This is a genomic window from Streptomyces sp. NPDC042364 (assembly GCF_056437585.1).
Window position 1 is genome coordinate 280,446 of record NZ_JBWKAJ010000002.1, and the last position, 15,718, is coordinate 296,163.

The window sequence follows — 15,718 nt, forward strand, 5'->3', positions numbered from 1 at the left end:
CCTGTCAACGGCCGGTCAACGCGACAGCGGGTAGCCGTGGCGCATTGTCGACGGTCCTCAGCCCACCCGGACCCCGTTCTCCAGCTCGACCGGACCGGTGCCGTCCGCCAGCGCGTCGAGCGCGGCGAGCACCCGGCGGCCCAGTGTCTCCGAGAGGTAGCCGGTCAGTTCGGCCCGGGGCACGAGCCGCCACGACAGCAACTCCTCCTCCTGCACCCGGATGCGACTCAGCTCGTCCTCGCCGAGCACCCCGCCGTCGTACAGATACGCCACCAGCGGCGGCCGTCCCGCGCCGTGCACCCAGTCCACGGCGAGCAACCGCCCCAGGTCGACGTCGAGGCCGATCTCCTCGGCGGTCTCGCGCCGCGCGCCCTGCCGGGGCGTCTCCCCGTCGTCCGACTCGATCGTCCCGCCCGGCAACGCCCATCCCTCGCGGTAGTTGGGTTCCACGAGCAGGACCCGCCCCTCGGCGTCACGCAGGACCGCGGCGGCGCCGGCGAGGACACGCGGAAGGCTCGCGATGTACGCGGCGAAGTCTTGAGTGGTCATCCAGGAAGCGTAGACGGCGCCCGAGGAGCGGGGAATCGGCGCTCGGAGGCACACCGCGAACCCCCGCGGGCCGGTATGCCCGGGAGCCTGCCCTCAGAGCGCGGAGGCCTCGGCCAACCGCACGGTCCGCTGGGCGAGTTCGCTGATCCGCACTCCGTCGAAGCCGAACACGGCGCTGCGCACGGTGTCCTCCAGCGGGTCCTTCCACCGGTCCGGGATCGCCGCGGCCCCGCACAGCACCCCCGCCACCGAACCGGCGGTCGCGCCGTTCGAGTCGGTGTCCAGCCCGCCGCGCACGGTCAGCGCGACGGTGCGGGTGAAGTCGCCGTCGCCGTACAGCAGCCCGGCGGTGAGCACCGCCGCGTTCGGGACGATGTGGATCCAGTTCGTGCCCGCGGTCTCCTGCGCCACCGTCGCGAGGGTGTCCTCCCAGGCCATCCCCGTCTCGTGCAGCGAGGCCACCCGCCGCACGGTCCGCGCGAGCCGACTGCTCGCCGGGACGACCGTCAGGGCCTGGTCCACCGCCTCCCGCACGGTGCCCGCCGTGAACGCCGCCGACACCAGCGCCGCCGCCCACATCGCCCCGTACACGCCGTTCCCGGTGTGCGACAGGACCGCGTCACGGCGGGCCAGCGAGGCCGCGCGGCGGGGCGCGCCCGGGCAGGTCCAGCCGTGGACGTCGGCGCGGATGAGGGCGCCGATCCACTCCTGGTACGGGTTGTCGTACGTGGCGGTCAGCGGAGGCTTCAGGCCGTTGGCCAGATTGCGGTAGGCGGCCCGCTCCGCCGTGAACGTCTGGAGATACGGCAGCCGCAGCAGCCACAGGTCGCCGACCTGCTCGGTGGTGAAGTCGAAGCCGTGCGTCTCCAGCAGATGGAGCCCGAGGATCGCGTAGTCGACGTCGTCGTCGCGGCAGCTGCCGTGGATACGACCGCGCACGCACTGGCGCCACTCGGGACGCAGCGCGAGCCGGTCGCCCTCGTCGGCCGGCTCCGGCATGTAGTCGGTCAGGGGCAGCGCGTCGGCCCGGCGCAGATAGCGGTCGATGCGCTCCCGCGTCCAGTGGTCGCCCTGCTCGACCGGCTTCCCGAGCATGTTGCCCGCGATCCGGCCCAGCCAGCCTCCGAGTACACGGTCGGCGAGTTCGGTGCCCGAAGGGGTCATGGTTGAAGGTCTACCCAATTCCGCGGATCGGCGCTCGGTGAACGGGTGGCCACACGGCGTGTCGTGTTCGGCGGGCGGGGCGGGGCATGACGCGGGGGCCCCGGTGAGGTTAAGGTCACAGCGGCGCGACTGCCTTGACAAGCGCAAGGCCCGATGAGCGAGGGGAATGCAAGGTGGCGAACGCCGCTGTGGACGGGACCGGTACTGACACGGCAATCCCGCGGGTGCTGATCGCCGCGGACAAGTTCAAGGGCACGCTCACCGCCGTCCAGGTCGCCGAGCGGGTGACGGCGGGCCTGCGCCGGGTCCTGCCGGACCTGGCGGTCGAGGCACTCCCGGTGGCCGACGGGGGAGACGGCACGGTGGCCGCCGCGGTCGCCGCCGGATTCGAACGACACGAGGTGCGGGTGACCGGCCCGCTGGGCGAGCCCGTGACCGCCGCGTACGCGCTGCGCGGCGGCACCGCCGTGGTCGAGATGGCCGAGGCGAGCGGGTTGCAGCTGCTGCCGGCCGGGGTCTTCGCGCCGCTCACGGCCTCCACGTACGGCTCCGGGGAGCTGTTGCGCGCCGCCCTCGACGCCGGTGCGCGCACGATCGTGTTCGGGGTCGGTGGGAGCGCCACGACCGACGGCGGCGCGGGGATGCTCGCCGCGCTGGGGGCGCGCTTCCTCGACGCGGCGGGGGAACCCGTCGGGCCCGGCGGCGGAGGACTGCGCGACCTGGTGACGGCGGACCTGTCGGACCTGGACCCCAGGTTCGACTCCCTCGACCTCGTCCTGGCCAGCGACGTCGACAACCCGCTGACGGGACCCAAGGGCGCCCCCGCCGTGTACGGCCCGCAGAAGGGCGCGAGCCCCGCGGACGTGGCGGTCCTGGACGCGGCTCTGGCGCACTTCGCCTCCGTCCTGGAGACGTCGCTCGGCAGCCGGGCCGCCGAGTACGCCCTCGCGCCCGGCGCGGGCGCGGCGGGCGGCATCGGCTACGGCGCCCTCGTCCTCGGCGCCCGCTTCCGCCCCGGCATCGAGGTGATGCTCGACGTCCTGGGCTTCGCCCAGGCACTGGAGAAGGCCACGCTGGTGATCACCGGTGAGGGCTCGCTGGACGAGCAGACGCTGCACGGCAAGGCCCCGGCGGGTGTCGCGGCGGCCGCGCGGGCCGCCGGCAAGGAGGTCGTGGCGGTCTGCGGCCGCCTGGCCCTGCCCCCCAAGGCACTGGGACAGGCGGGCATCCGCAGGGCCTACCCCCTGACGGGGGCCGAGCCGGACGTGGAGCGCTGCATCGCCGACCCGGGCCCGATCCTGGAGCGGGTGGCCGAGCGGATCGCCCGGGACTTCCTGACCTGACGGGAGGGGGCCCGCTCCCCCGCCGGCGTCGCACGGCGCGCATACGAGAAGGGCCCCGAACCCGAGCGGGTTCGGGGCCCTTCCGCGGAGTACTACGGAAGCTGGGCCGCCCGTGCCTCGCGGCGGTTGCCGCGGAAGTTGTTCACCCGGCGGGCCGTGGCGAACAGGGGGATCACCGCGCCCATGACGAGCTGCAGGGCGCAGCCGGCCTGGAGGAGGAACTGTCCGCCGGGGGCGGCGAAGGCCCAGGCCGCCAGGAGGCCCATGGACAGGACGATCCAGGAGAGCATCGCGACCGCGAGGACACCCCGCGGCTTCGGGTACTCGACCCGGCTCACCATCAGCCACGCCGTGCCGAGGATGGCCAGGAGCGTCGCCTCGAAGGGCAGCTCCAGAAGCACGATCGACACCACGGTCAGCGCGCCGAACGGCGAGGGCATGCCCTGGAAGGTGCCGTCCTTCACCGTCACACAGGAGAATCTGGCGAGCCTCAGCACCACCGCGAGCAGTACGACGATCGCGCCCACCGCGGCCACCCGCTGATGCGCGTCGTTCGCGACCATGCCGTAGACGAGGACGAAGTACGCCGGTGCCAGCCCGAAGCTGATCAGGTCGGAGAGGTTGTCCAGCTCCGCGCCCATCGGCGAGGAGCGGAGCTTGCGCGCCACCAGCCCGTCGAACAGGTCGAAGATCGCCGCGCAGAGCATCAGGATGACCGCCGTGGCCGCGCTGTGGCGGGCCATGCCGAGCTCCTGGCTGCCCGTGAGGTGCGGGATCAGGATGCCCGTGGTGGTGAAGTACACCGCCATGAAGCCGCACGTGGCGTTGCCCAGGGTCAGCGTGTCCGCTATCGACAGGCGCAGCGACAGCGGCATCTCCTCCGCGTCGTCCTCCGCCTCGTCCACGTCCGGCACCCAGTCGGTCGCCGGGCCGGCCTTCCCGGCCTGTGTATCAGGATCAATCACGGTCAATGCGAGTCACCCCAGCCACGGTCTTCTGACCCACCTCGACGTCGACCTCCACGCCCTCGGGCAGGTAGATGTCGACCCGCGAACCGAAGCGGATCAGCCCGATCCGGTCACCCTGCTCGACCTTGGTGCCCTCGGGAACGTACGGAACGATGCGGCGAGCCACGGCGCCGGCGATCTGGATCATCTCGATGTCACCGAGCTCGGTGTCGAAGTGCCAGACGACGCGCTCGTTGTTCTCGCTCTCCTTGTTGAACGCCGGGACGAACCCGCCCGGGATGTGCTCGACGGACGTCACCGTGCCGGAGAGCGGCGCGCGGTTCACGTGGACGTTGAGCGGGCTCATGAAGATCGCGACGCGGGTCCGGCCGTCCTTCCACGGCATGATGCTCTGCACCACTCCGTCGGCGGGCGAGATGACCCGGCCCTGGGCGATCTCACGCTCGGGGTCGCGGAAGAACCACAGCATGCCCGCCGCCAGCGCGGTGGCGGGTACGGCCACGGCCCGGGCGACGCCGGAGCGGCGCGAGCGGGCGAGGCTGAGTGCTGCGGTGGCGACGGTCGGGAGAAGCCACGGCGATGCTCCGCGCGCGAGCCGTACGCCGGCGAGGCTGTCGCGAGGTGCAGAGGTTTGGCTGTGGGGCATGGATGACCTTCGTAGCGGATGATGCCGCGCGGTGACAGGGGACGGCGGCTTTCCGGGGATCGTACCGGTCGCGGCCCGCAACTGGGCAAGCCAGGAAGCCGAGTCGACGGCCGAAGACTGCTGACGGGGTGTGATCTTCTTCTCGAAGAAAACACCCCGAACCAGACATTCGACCCTGGACTAACCCTGGAATCGATACTCCTCGAGTAGCCGGCGACCGATGATCATTTTCTGGATTTCGGCGGTACCTTCACCGATGAGCAGCATCGGAGCCTCACGGTAGAGGCGCTCGATCTCGTACTCCTTGGAGAAGCCGTAGCCGCCGTGGATCCGGAAAGCGTCCTCCACGACTTCCTTGCAGTATTCGGAGGCGAGATACTTCGCCATCCCTGCTTCGAGGTCGTTTCGTTCGCCCGAGTCCTTTTTGCGTGCTGCGTTCACCATCATGGCATGAGCGGCCTCGACCTTGGTAGCCATCTCGGCCAGCTTGAACTGGATCGCCTGGTGCTGGGCGATCTGCTTGCCGAAGGTGTGGCGCTGCTGGGCGTACCGCACGCCGAGCTCGAACGCACGCTGTGCGACACCGCAGCCACGGGCGGCCACATTCACCCGGCCGACCTCTACACCGTCCATCATTTGGTAAAACCCTCGGCCGGTGACGCCGCCCAGTACACGATTGGCCGGAATGCGCAGTCCGTCCATGATGAGTTCGGTCGTGTCGACGCCCTTGTAGCCCATCTTGTCGATCTTCCCGGGGATGGTGAGGCCGGGACGGACCTCCCCGAAGCCGGGCTCCTTCTCGACGAGGAAGGTCGTCATCGACTTGTGGGGCGCGGTGCCCTCGGGGTGTCCTTCGTCACTCCGGACGAGGACGGCGACCAGGCTCGACGTCCCGCCGTTCGTCAGCCACATCTTCTGGCCGTTCAGGACGTACTCCTCGCCGTCCTTCACCGCCTTCGACGTGATGGCCGACACGTCGGAGCCCAGGCCCGGCTCCGACATCGAGAAGGCGCCGCGGACGTCGCCCGCCGCCATCCTCGGCAGGAAGTGGTCCTTCTGCTCCTGCGTGCCGTGCTGCTTGAGCATGTACGCGACGATGAAGTGCGTGTTGATGATGCCGGAGACCGACATCCAGCCGCGGGCGATCTCCTCGACGCACAGCGCGTACGTCAGGAGGGACTCGCCCAGACCGCCGTACTCCTCGGGGATCATCAGGCCGAAGAGGCCCAGCTCCTTGAGGCCGTCGACGATCTGCTGCGGGTACTCGTCGCGGTGCTCCAGCTCGGTCGCGACCGGGATGATCTCCTTGTCCACGAAGTCACGGACGGTGGAGAGGATCTCCTGCTGGACGTCGGTCAGACCGGCGGTCTGGGCGAGACGGGCCATGGCCTACTTCTCCTGCTGCTTCGGTTCCGGGCGGCCGGGCTGCTCGCCGCCGCGCTCCTTGATGTACGTCTCGGTCGGCACCATGACCTTGCGGCGGAACACGCAGACCAGCGTGCCGTCCTGCTTGTAGCCCTTGGTCTCGACATGGACGATGCCGCGGTCGTTCTTCGACTTCGAGGGCCACTTGTCGAGCACGGTCGTCTCGCCGTAGATCGTGTCGCCGTGGAAGGTCGGCGCCACGTGCCTGAGCGACTCGATCTCCAGGTTCGCGATCGCCTTGCCGGACACGTCCGGGACGGACATGCCGAGCAGCAGCGAGTAGATGTAGTTCCCCACCACGACGTTCTTGCCGAAGTCCGTCGTCCTCTCGGCGTAATTGACGTCCATGTGGAGCGGGTGGTGGTTCATGGTGAGGAGACAGAAGAGGTGGTCGTCGTACTCCGTGACCGTCTTCCCGGGCCAGTGCTTGTAGACCGCCCCGACCTCGAACTCCTCGTACGTGCGTCCGAACTGCATTGCGCTCAGGCCTCCGGGATCTCGAACTTCGACGTACGGGTCATCCCCGCCGCCCGTCCCTTGCCGGAGATGACCAGGGCCATCTTGCGGCTTGCCTCGTCGATCATCTCGTCGCCGAGCATCGCCGAGCCCTTCCTGCCGCCCGCCTCGGACGTGTAGTAGTCGTACGCGTCCAGGATCAGCTCGGCGTGGTCGTAGTCCTCCTGCGAGGGCGAGAAGATCTCGTTGGACGCCTCGACCTGGCCCGGGTGCAGCACCCACTTGCCGTCGAAGCCGAGGGCGGCGGCGCGCTGCGCGACCGCGCGGTAGCCCTCGACGTTGCGGATCTGCAGGTAGGGGCCGTCGATCGCCTGGAGGTTGTTGGCGCGGGCGGCCATCAGGATCTTCATCAGGATGTAGTGGTAGGCGTCCGCCGGGTAACCGGGCGGCTGCTCGCCCACGACCAGCGATTTCATGTTGATCGACGCCATGAAGTCGGCCGGGCCGAAGATGATCGTCTCGACGCGCGGGGAGGCCTGCGCGATCTCGTTGACGTTGTTGAGGCCCTGCGCGTTCTCGATCTGCGCCTCGATGCCGATCTTCCCGACCTCGAAGCCCATCGTCTTCTCGATCTGGGTGAGCAGGAGGTCCAGCGCCACGACCTGCTGGGCGCTCTGCACCTTCGGCAGCATGATGCAGTCGAGGTTCTGCCCGGCCCCCTCGACGACCGTCACGACATCGCGGTACGTCCACTCCGTCGTCCAGTCGTTGACCCGCACGACCCGGGTCTTGCCGGTCCAGTCGCCCTCGTTGAGGAACTTGACGATGGTGTGCCGCGCCTCGGGCTTGGCGAGGGGCGCGCACGCGTCCTCCAGGTCGAGGAAGACCTGGTCCGCCGGAAGGCCCTGCGCCTTCTCCAGGAAGCGGGGGTTCGAGCCGGGTACGGCCAGGCAGGAACGCCGCGGGCGGAGACGGTTGACGGTCATACGGGGACCTCCGTGCTGATGAGGGGGTTGAGCTTGTTGGCCTTGCGGATCTCGTCGACGATACGGCCGATGATCCCGGTGATGTCGAAGTCCTTCGGGGTGAACACGGCGGCCACTCCGGCGGCCCTGAGCTGCTCGGCGTCGGCGTTCGGGATGATCCCGCCGGCGATCACCGGGATGTCGGCGGCACCGGCGTCCCGCAGCCGCTCCAGGACGTCCGGGACGAGCTGCGCGTGCGAGCCGGAGAGGATGGACAGCCCCACCGCGTGCACGTCCTCGGCGAGCGCCGCGTCCACGATCTGCTCGGGGGTGAGCCGGATGCCCTGGTAGACCACCTCGAACCCGGCGTCACGGGCCCGCACGGCGATCTGCTCGGCCCCGTTGGAGTGCCCGTCCAGGCCCGGCTTGCCGACCAGGAAGCGGAGCTTGCCGACGCTCAGGTCCCTCGCCGTCAGGTCCACCTTGCGCCGGACCTCCGACAGGGCCGAGCCCGCCTCGGCCGCCACGGCCACCGGGGCGGAGGAGACACCGGTCGGGGCACGGAACTCACCGAACACCTCACGGAGGGCCCCGGCCCACTCGCCGGTCGTGACCCCGGCGCGGGCGCACTCCAGGGTGGCCTCCATGAGGTTGTCGGTGCCCTTCGCGGCCTCCTTCAGCCGCTCCAGCGCCTTGCAGGGGCGCGGGTGGTTGAAGGGCGGCTGGTAGCGGGTGTCCCGCCAGTGCTGGAGCGAGGCGATCACCCGGGCCTCGACGGCCGGGTCGACCGTCTGGATCGCCGTGTCGAGGTCGGCGGTCAGGGGGTTCGGCTCGGTCGTCTCGAAGATGTTGACGCCGACGATCTTCTCCTGGCCGGACTCGATCCGGGCCCGGCGCTCGGCGTGCGAGGCGACGAGCTGCGACTTGAGGTAGCCCGACTCGACGGCGGCCATCGCGCCGCCCATCTCCTGGATCCGCTCGATCTCGGTGAGCGACTCCTCGACCAGCGCCGCGACCTTCGCCTCGATGACGTGGGAGCCCTCGAAGATGTCCTCGTACTCCAGCAGGTCGCTCTCGTGGGCCAGCACCTGCTGGATGCGCAGCGACCACTGCTGGTCCCACGGCCGGGGCAGACCCAGCGCCTCGTTCCAGGCGGGCAGCTGGACGGCACGCGCGCGTGCGTCCTTGGAGAGGGTCACGGCCAGCATCTCCAGCACGATCCGCTGGACGTTGTTCTCCGGCTGCGCCTCGGTCAGCCCGAGGGAGTTGACCTGCACGCCGTACCGGAAGCGGCGCTGCTTGGGGTTCTCGATGCCGTACCGCTCGCGCGTGATCCGGTCCCAGATCCGCCCGAACGCCCGCATCTTGCACATCTCCTCGATGAAGCGGACGCCCGCGTTCACGAAGAAGGAGATACGGGCCACGACGTCCCCGAACTTCTCGGCGGGGACCTGCCCGGAGTCGCGTACGGCATCGAGAACCGCGATCGCGGTGGACATCGCGTACGCGATCTCCTGGACCGGCGTGGCGCCCGCCTCCTGCAGGTGGTAGCTGCAGATGTTGATCGGGTTCCACTTCGGGATGTGGGAGACCGTGTACGCGATCATGTCCGTCGTCAGCCGGAGTGAGGGCCCCGGCGGGAAGACATGGGTTCCCCGCGACAGGTACTCCTTGACGATGTCGTTCTGGGTCGTGCCCTGGAGCTTGGTGATGTCCGCACCCTGCTCCTCGGCGACGACCTGGTAGAGCGCCAGCAGCCACATGGCGGTGGCGTTGATGGTCATCGAGGTGTTCATCTGCTCCAGGGGGATGTCCTGGAACAGCCGGCGCATGTCACCGAGGTGCGCGACCGGCACGCCGACCCGGCCGACCTCGCCGCGGGCGAGGATGTGGTCGGAGTCGTACCCGGTCTGCGTCGGCAGGTCGAACGCCACCGACAGACCGGTCTGGCCCTTGGCGAGGTTGCGCCGGTACAGCTCGTTGGACGCCTCTGCCGTGGAGTGGCCGGCGTACGTGCGCATCAGCCACGGCCGGTCCTTCTGACGCTCAGTCATCTGTTGTGACCTCAGATGTTGCGGAAGCGGTTGATGGCGTCGATGTGCTGGTCGCGCTTGGCCTGGTCGCGCACGCCCAGGCCCTCCTCGGGGGCGAGGCAGAGCACACCGACCTTGCCCTGGTGGAGGTTGCGGTGCACGTCGTAGGCGGCCTGGCCGGTGTCCTCCAGCGAGTACACCTTCGACAGGGTCGGGTGGATCTTGCCCTTCGCGATGAGCCGGTTGGCCTCCCAGGCCTCGCGGTAGTTGGCGAAGTGCGAGCCGATGATCCGCTTCAGCGACATCCACAGGTAGCGGTTGTCGTACTCGTGCATGTAGCCCGAGGTCGACGCGCAGGTGGTGATGGTGCCGCCCTTGCGGGTGACGTAGACGGAGGCGCCGAAGGTCTCGCGGCCGGGGTGCTCGAAGACGATGTCGATGTCCTCGCCGCCGGTGAGCTCGCGGATGCGCTTGCCGAACCGCTTCCACTCCTTGGGGTCCTGGGTGGACTCGTCCTTCCAGAACTTGTAGCCCTCGGCGTTGCGGTCGATGATCGCCTCGGCGCCCATGGACCGGCAGATCTCCGCCTTCTGCGGCGAGGAGACGACACAGATCGGGTTGGCGCCGCCGGCGAGCGCGAACTGGGTGGCGTAGGAGCCGAGTCCGCCGCTCGCGCCCCAGATCAGGACGTTGTCGCCCTGCTTCATGCCGGCGCCGTTGCGGGAGACGAGCTGCCGGTACGCGGTGGAGTTGACCAGACCCGGAGCGGCGGCCTCCTCCCAGCTGAGGTGGTCCGGCTTCGGCATCAGCTGGTTGGACTTGACCAGCGCGATCTCGGCGAGACCGCCGAAGTTGGTCTCGAAGCCCCAGATGCGCTGCTCGGGGTCGAGCATGGTGTCGTTGTGGCCGTCGCTGGACTCCAGCTCGACGCTCAGGCAGTGCGCGACGACCTCGTCACCGGGCTTCCAGGCGTTGACGCCGGGGCCGGTGCGCAGGACGACGCCCGCGAGGTCGGAGCCGATGATGTGGTACGGCAGGTCGTGGCGCTTGGTCAGCTCGCTGAGCCGGCCGTAGCGCTCCAGGAAGCCGAACGTCGACAGCGGTTCGAAGATCGACGTCCACACCGAGTTGTAGTTGACCGACGAGGCCATGACCGCGACCAGGGCCTCGCCCGGGCCCAGCTCGGGCAGCGGCACCTCGTCCAGGTGGATCGACTTGCGGGGGTCCTTGTCGCGGGTGGCGAGCCCGGCGAACATCTCCGTCTCGTCCTTGTGCACGGTGATCGCGCGGTACGACTCGGGGAGCGGCAGAGCGGCGAAGTCGGCGGACGTGGACTCCGGCGACTGGATCGCGTCCAGGATTTCCTTCACGGTGGTGCCTCCGGCGACGAGCGTCCGAGGGAAGACGCTGTTGAGGGTTACGTCGGGTGCTGCTGATCTGTCTGGTGATGCCGTCGGTTCGGCGGAGGGTGGTGCTTGCGGCGGCGCTTTGTGGCGCGGAAGGGTGCCTGTGACGCAGGCGTCCGGGCGCGCAGGCACATGGCTTGCGGGGACAGCCGGCGTACGGGAGTTCTCCGCCCGCCGGCCGCCCGGACTCCTTCAACGTATGGCACGCCGTGTCACCCCGCAAGGCACGGAGTGCCAGAAAGTTCGCTCAGGTGAAATCTTTACGTAACACCTGAGCGATGATCGATCAGGCGGGGGTGGAAAAGGGCCTCTGACATGCCAAAACGGCCACCCCGTGGGGTGGCCGTCATCACAGTTACCGATGAGTAAAGAGGGGTTTCGGGAGGCCCGCGGAAGACGTCAGCGGTCCCGCAGGGCCTCCTCGATCGTGCGCATGACCTCGTCCAGGGGGGCGTCCGTCCGGGCGACGGTCACCAGGACCTCGCCATGGGTGGAGGCCGTGGCGACGGCCGGCTCCGGGTTCATGGAGCGGCCGGCGCCGATGCCGTTGCCGAAGGTCTTGCGGACGATGGCGAAGGCGTGGTCGAGCTGGGTCTCCACGTCGCCCTGGCCGCCGGAGCGGAGCCAGCGGCGCAGGACGTGGTTGTGGGCGGTGACGACCGCCGACGCGGCCACCTCGGCGAGCAGCGGGTCGTCGTTGCCGTCGTCGACATGGGCGTGCTCGTCGAAGTGGCCCAGCAGATAACGGGTGAAGAGGCGCTCGTAGCGGGCCACGGAGGCGATCTCCGCCTCGCGCAGGGTGGGGACCTCGCGGGTCAGTTGGTAGCGGGCGACCGAGATCTCCGGCCGCGCCGCGTACATCTTCATGACTTCCTTGATGCCCCGGCACACCGTGTCGAGCGGGTGCTCGTGCGCCGGTGCCGCGTTGAGCACGGCCTCCGCGCGGATCAGGGTGTCGTCGTGGTCCGGGAAGATCGCCTCTTCCTTGGAGCGGAAGTGGCGGAAGAAGGTGCGCCGGGCGACACCGGCAGCCGCCGCGATCTCGTCGACGGTGGTCGCCTCGTACCCCTTGGTCGAGAACAGCTCCATGGCCGCGGCCGCCAGTTCCCGGCGCATCTTGAGCCGTTGGGCGGCGGCACGACTGCCCGCGGCACTCTCCGGCGCGTCGGGCGTAGCTGGGGTACGTGAGGACTTGGCGGGCTGGGACATGCCCCGAACGTACTGCATCCGCGCAGGAGAGTGCGCAGGTCCACCGATCCCCCCGCCCCGCTCGGGCGGGGGAGTGCGGGTGCCGGAGGGCACGGACCGGCCGCCCGGGGCGAGCAGTCCGCCCCAGTCCGTGCCCTCGTGGAACCACTCGCCCGGACGCTCAGCGCTTGGCATATTCGCGGAAGCCGCGGCCGGTCTTGCGGCCGAGGCAGCCCGCGGCCACCAGGTGCTCCAGCAGCGGCGCGGGGGCCAGCCCCGGGTCGCGGAACTCGCGGTGCAGGACCTTCTCGATGGCCAGCGAGACGTCCAGCCCCACCACGTCCAGCAGTTCGAACGGACCCATCGGGTAGCCGCCGCCCAGCTTCATCGCCGCGTCGATGTCGTCCAGCGTCGCGTAGTGCTCCTGCACCATCTTGATCGCGTTGTTCAGGTAGGGGAACAGCAGCGCGTTCACGATGAACCCGGCCCGGTCGCCGCAGTCCACCGGGTGCTTGCGGATGGCCCCGCACAGCTCGCGGACGGTGGCGTGCACGTCCTCGGCGGTCAGGACCGTGCGGACCACCTCGACCAGCTTCATCGCCGGCGCCGGGTTGAAGAAGTGCATGCCGATCACGTCCTGCGGACGCGAGGTGGCGCGGGCGCAGGCCACGACGGGCAGCGAGGACGTGGTGGTCGCGAGGATCGCCCCCGGCTTGCAGACCTTGTCGAAGGTCGCGAACAGCTGCCGCTTGACCTCCAGGTCCTCCGCCACGGCCTCCAGCGCCAGGTCGACGTCCGCGAACGCGTCGTACGAGCCCGCCGGGGTGATCCGGTCCAGGGTCTCGGCGGCGGCCTCGACCGTCATCCGGCCCTTGTCGACCGAACGCGACAGCGACTTGCCGATGCGGGCCTTGGCGGCCTGCGCCTTCTCCTCGGTGCGCGCGGCCAGGACGACCTGGTAGCCGGCCTTGGCGAACACCTCGGCGATCCCGGACGCCATGGTCCCGGAGCCCGCCACACCGACCGAGCGGACCGTGCGCCCGGGGGCCGTGGCGACCCCCTCCAGCGGCGTCAGCGCGTCCCGCACGACGGTCGCGGAGCCGGGGGCCTCGTAGGTGTAGAAGCCGCGGCCCGACTTGCGGCCCGTCAGACCCGCCTCGCTGAGCTGCCTGAGGATCGGCGCCGGCGCGTGCAGCCGGTCGTGCGAGGCCGCGTACATGGCCTCCAGGACCGTACGGGCGGTGTCGATGCCGATCAGGTCGAGCAGTGCCAGCGGGCCCATCGGCAGACCGCAGCCGAGCCGCATCGCCGCGTCGATGTCCTCACGGGAGGCGTACTTGGCCTCGTACATCGCGGCGGCCTGGTTGAGGTAGCCGAACAGCAGCCCGTCGGCGACGAATCCGGGCCGGTCGCCGACCGCGACGGGCTCCTTGCCGAGGTCCAGCGCGAGGTTGGTGACGGCCGTGACGGCCTGCGGCGCGGTCAGCACCGAGGAGACGACCTCGACCAGCTTCATCGCGGGCGCCGGGTTGAAGAAGTGCAGCCCCAGCACCCGCTCGGGGTGCGCGGAGTCGGCGGCCAGCCGGGTGACCGAGAGGGCGTTGGTGCCGGTGGCGAGCACGGTCTCGGGACGCACGATCGCGTCGAGCTCCCGGAAGACCTGCTGCTTGATGTCGTACGACTCCGGGACCACCTCGATCACCAGGTCGGCGTCGGCGGCGGCCCGCAGGTCGGTGAAGGTGCGGAAGCGGGCGAGCGCGTCACCGCGTTCCCGCTCGGTGATCCGGCCGCGTGCCACGGCGCGCTCGGTCGAGGCCTCCAGCGCGGCGACGGCACGGGCGGCGGCCGCCTCGCTGATGTCGATGCCGATGACCTCGCGGCCGCCGCGGGTGAGCACCTCGGCGATACCGGTGCCCATGGTGCCGAGGCCGACGACGGCGATCGTCTTGAGGGGGGACTGCTGGGACAGGGGCGAGTCGGAAAGGGGAGTGGCCATCGCGGGACTCCAGGGATGAGGGTGACGACTGAGGAAGCGCCCGGGTACGCCGACGAGGGCGCGACCAGCGCGTGGAGTGCGGGTGTTGCCGGGCTGCATGCGCACACGCCCGGTGCCGTCGCCGCGGGCGTGCACACGCCCGGGGGGGAACGGCTGAACCGACCGGCCCTGTCCCGAGGCCGAGTCGCACTGCGGTACTGCGCGTACCGAACCGACTGCGCTCACGACGGCCGCGTCACCAGACCACCGAGAGCGAATACGAGTGGGTCACTCGCTCGTCTGAGCCTAACCGGTGGGTAACGAGCGCGCCAGCCCTCGTCTTTGTGATGTAGGTCCCTGAGAGGATGTCCCGCCCGTAATCTCGACGGCATGGACGAAGCGTTGCGATCGCTCACGGAGCGTGTGCGGAACGAGTCGGGCGGGTCGGCAGGCTGCGCACGGCTCCTCGCCACCGAGGACGCCGACGAGCTGGCCGCCGTACTCACCGAGCCCGGGCAGCCGCTGTGGGCGCGTGAGGTGGCCGCCTTCCGGCTCGGCGTCGCGGGGGACCGGCGGGCCTTCGAAGCGCTCGTGCTGCTGCTCAACCACCGCGACCCGCCCCGCTGCGCCAGTGCCGCCCACGCCCTGGCCCGGCTCGGTGACCCCCGCACCGCCCGCGCGGCCGCCGCCCTCGCCACCAACGAACTGCGCGTCGCCTACGCCCTGCATCCCGTCCGTCTGCTCGTCGAGCTCCGCGCCCCCGAGGCGGTGCCCGCGCTGATCACCACGCTCGAACGCCGCCTCACCCCGCACGACCCCTACCGCCGGGTCGCCCTGGCGTGCGTGGAGGGGCTGGGGGAGCTGGGCGACGCCCGGGCCGGGCGGGTCCTCAACGAGGCGCTCGCGCACCCGTCGCTGGCGGAGGCGGCGGTCCGTGCCCTGGCCAGGATCCCGAAGCAGCGCTGACCTCCGCCGGGGCACCGGTCCGGGGCGCGAGACAGGGGGCCCACCGGGCGGTTGCGCCGCATCCCTCACGGGGAGTTCTCGCCGGTCCCCAGCCGCAGGGCGTACCGCAGTTCCGGTATCTCCACCCCGTCCACCTCGAACGGCTCCTCGGCGCCGTCGGGCGCGAAGCCGTGGTGCTCGTAGAAGCGGCGGGCCCGGACGTTCTCCTTGAGGACCCACAGGAACACCCGGTGGTGCCCGGCTGCCGCGCACCGTTCGAGCGACGCCCGCAGCAGCGCTCCGCCCACACCGCCGCCGAGGCGGTCCGGCCGAACGTAGAGCGCATACAACTCCGCGTCGCGGGTGCGGACTTCACCGGCCCGGTACGGCCCGTGCGCCGCCCATCCGAGGACTTCGCCGGCGTGCTCGGCGACCAGGTTCACCACCGGGTTGCCGGACTTGAGGAGCATCCCGCGGCGCCTCTCCGCGTCCTCCGCCACGTCCAGCCCGTCGAGGTGGGACCGCGGCACGAGCCCCGCGTAGGCCGTCCGCCAGCCGCCGACCCGGATCTCGGCGACGGCCCGGCAGTCGGCCAGGGTCATGGCCCGCACCCCGAGGTCATGAAGATCATCCATGGCGGAACCCTAGGCGGGCG

The 15,718-nt window shown here is 70.4% G+C and carries 14 protein-coding genes; 2 read left to right on the plus strand and 12 right to left on the minus strand.

The window, feature by feature from the left end; all coding sequences use genetic code 11:
• Positions 1 to 57: 57 nt before the first annotated feature.
• Positions 58 to 549: an NUDIX domain-containing protein gene (locus AC067N_RS04540; protein WP_478677410.1), complete on the minus strand. Its 492-nt coding sequence runs from the start codon at positions 547 to 549 to the stop codon at positions 58 to 60.
• A gap of 93 nt (positions 550 to 642) precedes the next feature.
• The gene (locus AC067N_RS04545) at positions 643 to 1,713 is read right to left on the minus strand and encodes an ADP-ribosylglycohydrolase family protein (protein WP_478677411.1); all 1,071 of its coding nucleotides are present in this window, start codon (positions 1,711 to 1,713) and stop codon (positions 643 to 645) included.
• A 173-nt stretch (positions 1,714 to 1,886) separates the two neighbouring features.
• Between AC067N_RS04545 and AC067N_RS04550 the strand changes: the two genes are divergently transcribed.
• Positions 1,887 to 3,056 (plus strand): glycerate kinase, encoded by a 1,170-nt coding sequence (locus AC067N_RS04550; RefSeq protein ID WP_478677412.1) that lies wholly within the window; start codon positions 1,887 to 1,889, stop codon positions 3,054 to 3,056.
• 92 nt (positions 3,057 to 3,148) lie between these two features.
• On the opposite strand, the gene pssA is transcribed toward AC067N_RS04550, so the two are convergent.
• The 9 genes from pssA to AC067N_RS04595 all read right to left on the minus strand — a co-directional run bounded on the left by pssA (position 3,149) and on the right by AC067N_RS04595 (position 14,139).
• Positions 3,149 to 3,970, minus strand: a complete 822-nt coding sequence (pssA, locus tag AC067N_RS04555; protein ID WP_478677751.1) for a CDP-diacylglycerol--serine O-phosphatidyltransferase — start codon at positions 3,968 to 3,970, stop codon at positions 3,149 to 3,151.
• A gap of 43 nt (positions 3,971 to 4,013) precedes the next feature.
• A complete protein-coding gene (locus AC067N_RS04560) occupies positions 4,014 to 4,670 on the minus strand; it encodes a phosphatidylserine decarboxylase (RefSeq protein WP_159774840.1) in 657 nt (218 codons plus the stop codon).
• Between the two features lie 180 nt (positions 4,671 to 4,850).
• A complete protein-coding gene (locus tag AC067N_RS04565; protein ID WP_478677413.1) occupies positions 4,851 to 6,056 on the minus strand; it encodes an acyl-CoA dehydrogenase family protein in 1,206 nt (401 codons plus the stop codon).
• 3 nt (positions 6,057 to 6,059) lie between these two features.
• Positions 6,060 to 6,572 carry a MaoC family dehydratase gene (locus tag AC067N_RS04570; protein WP_478677414.1) on the minus strand — a complete coding sequence of 171 codons (513 nt, stop codon included), beginning with the start codon at positions 6,570 to 6,572 and terminating at the stop codon, positions 6,060 to 6,062.
• Positions 6,573 to 6,577: 5 nt separating this feature from the next.
• On the minus strand, positions 6,578 to 7,537 hold the full coding sequence (locus tag AC067N_RS04575; protein WP_478677415.1) for an HpcH/HpaI aldolase/citrate lyase family protein: 960 nt from the start codon (positions 7,535 to 7,537) through the stop codon (positions 6,578 to 6,580).
• Entirely contained in the window at positions 7,534 to 9,570 is a 2,037-nt protein-coding gene (locus AC067N_RS04580) for a protein meaA (protein WP_478677416.1), read from the minus strand. Before AC067N_RS04580 ends, AC067N_RS04575 begins: the two co-directional genes overlap by 4 nt.
• An 11-nt stretch (positions 9,571 to 9,581) precedes the next feature.
• Positions 9,582 to 10,919 (minus strand): crotonyl-CoA carboxylase/reductase, encoded by a 1,338-nt coding sequence (ccrA, locus tag AC067N_RS04585; RefSeq protein WP_468094616.1) that lies wholly within the window; start codon positions 10,917 to 10,919, stop codon positions 9,582 to 9,584.
• 435 nt (positions 10,920 to 11,354) lie between these two features.
• Positions 11,355 to 12,164, minus strand: a complete 810-nt coding sequence (locus AC067N_RS04590; RefSeq protein WP_478677417.1) for a TetR family transcriptional regulator — start codon at positions 12,162 to 12,164, stop codon at positions 11,355 to 11,357.
• 160 nt (positions 12,165 to 12,324) lie between these two features.
• Entirely contained in the window at positions 12,325 to 14,139 is a 1,815-nt protein-coding gene (locus AC067N_RS04595) for a 3-hydroxyacyl-CoA dehydrogenase family protein (RefSeq protein ID WP_478677418.1), read from the minus strand.
• A 369-nt stretch (positions 14,140 to 14,508) separates the two neighbouring features.
• Between AC067N_RS04595 and AC067N_RS04600 the strand changes: the two genes are divergently transcribed.
• Positions 14,509 to 15,084 (plus strand): adenylosuccinate lyase, encoded by a 576-nt coding sequence (locus tag AC067N_RS04600; RefSeq protein WP_478677419.1) that lies wholly within the window; start codon positions 14,509 to 14,511, stop codon positions 15,082 to 15,084.
• Between the two features lie 65 nt (positions 15,085 to 15,149).
• Here the strand turns inward: AC067N_RS04600 and AC067N_RS04605 are convergent, their stop codons facing one another.
• Entirely contained in the window at positions 15,150 to 15,698 is a 549-nt protein-coding gene (locus tag AC067N_RS04605; protein ID WP_478677420.1) for an N-acetyltransferase family protein, read from the minus strand.
• Positions 15,699 to 15,718: the final 20 nt, after the last annotated feature.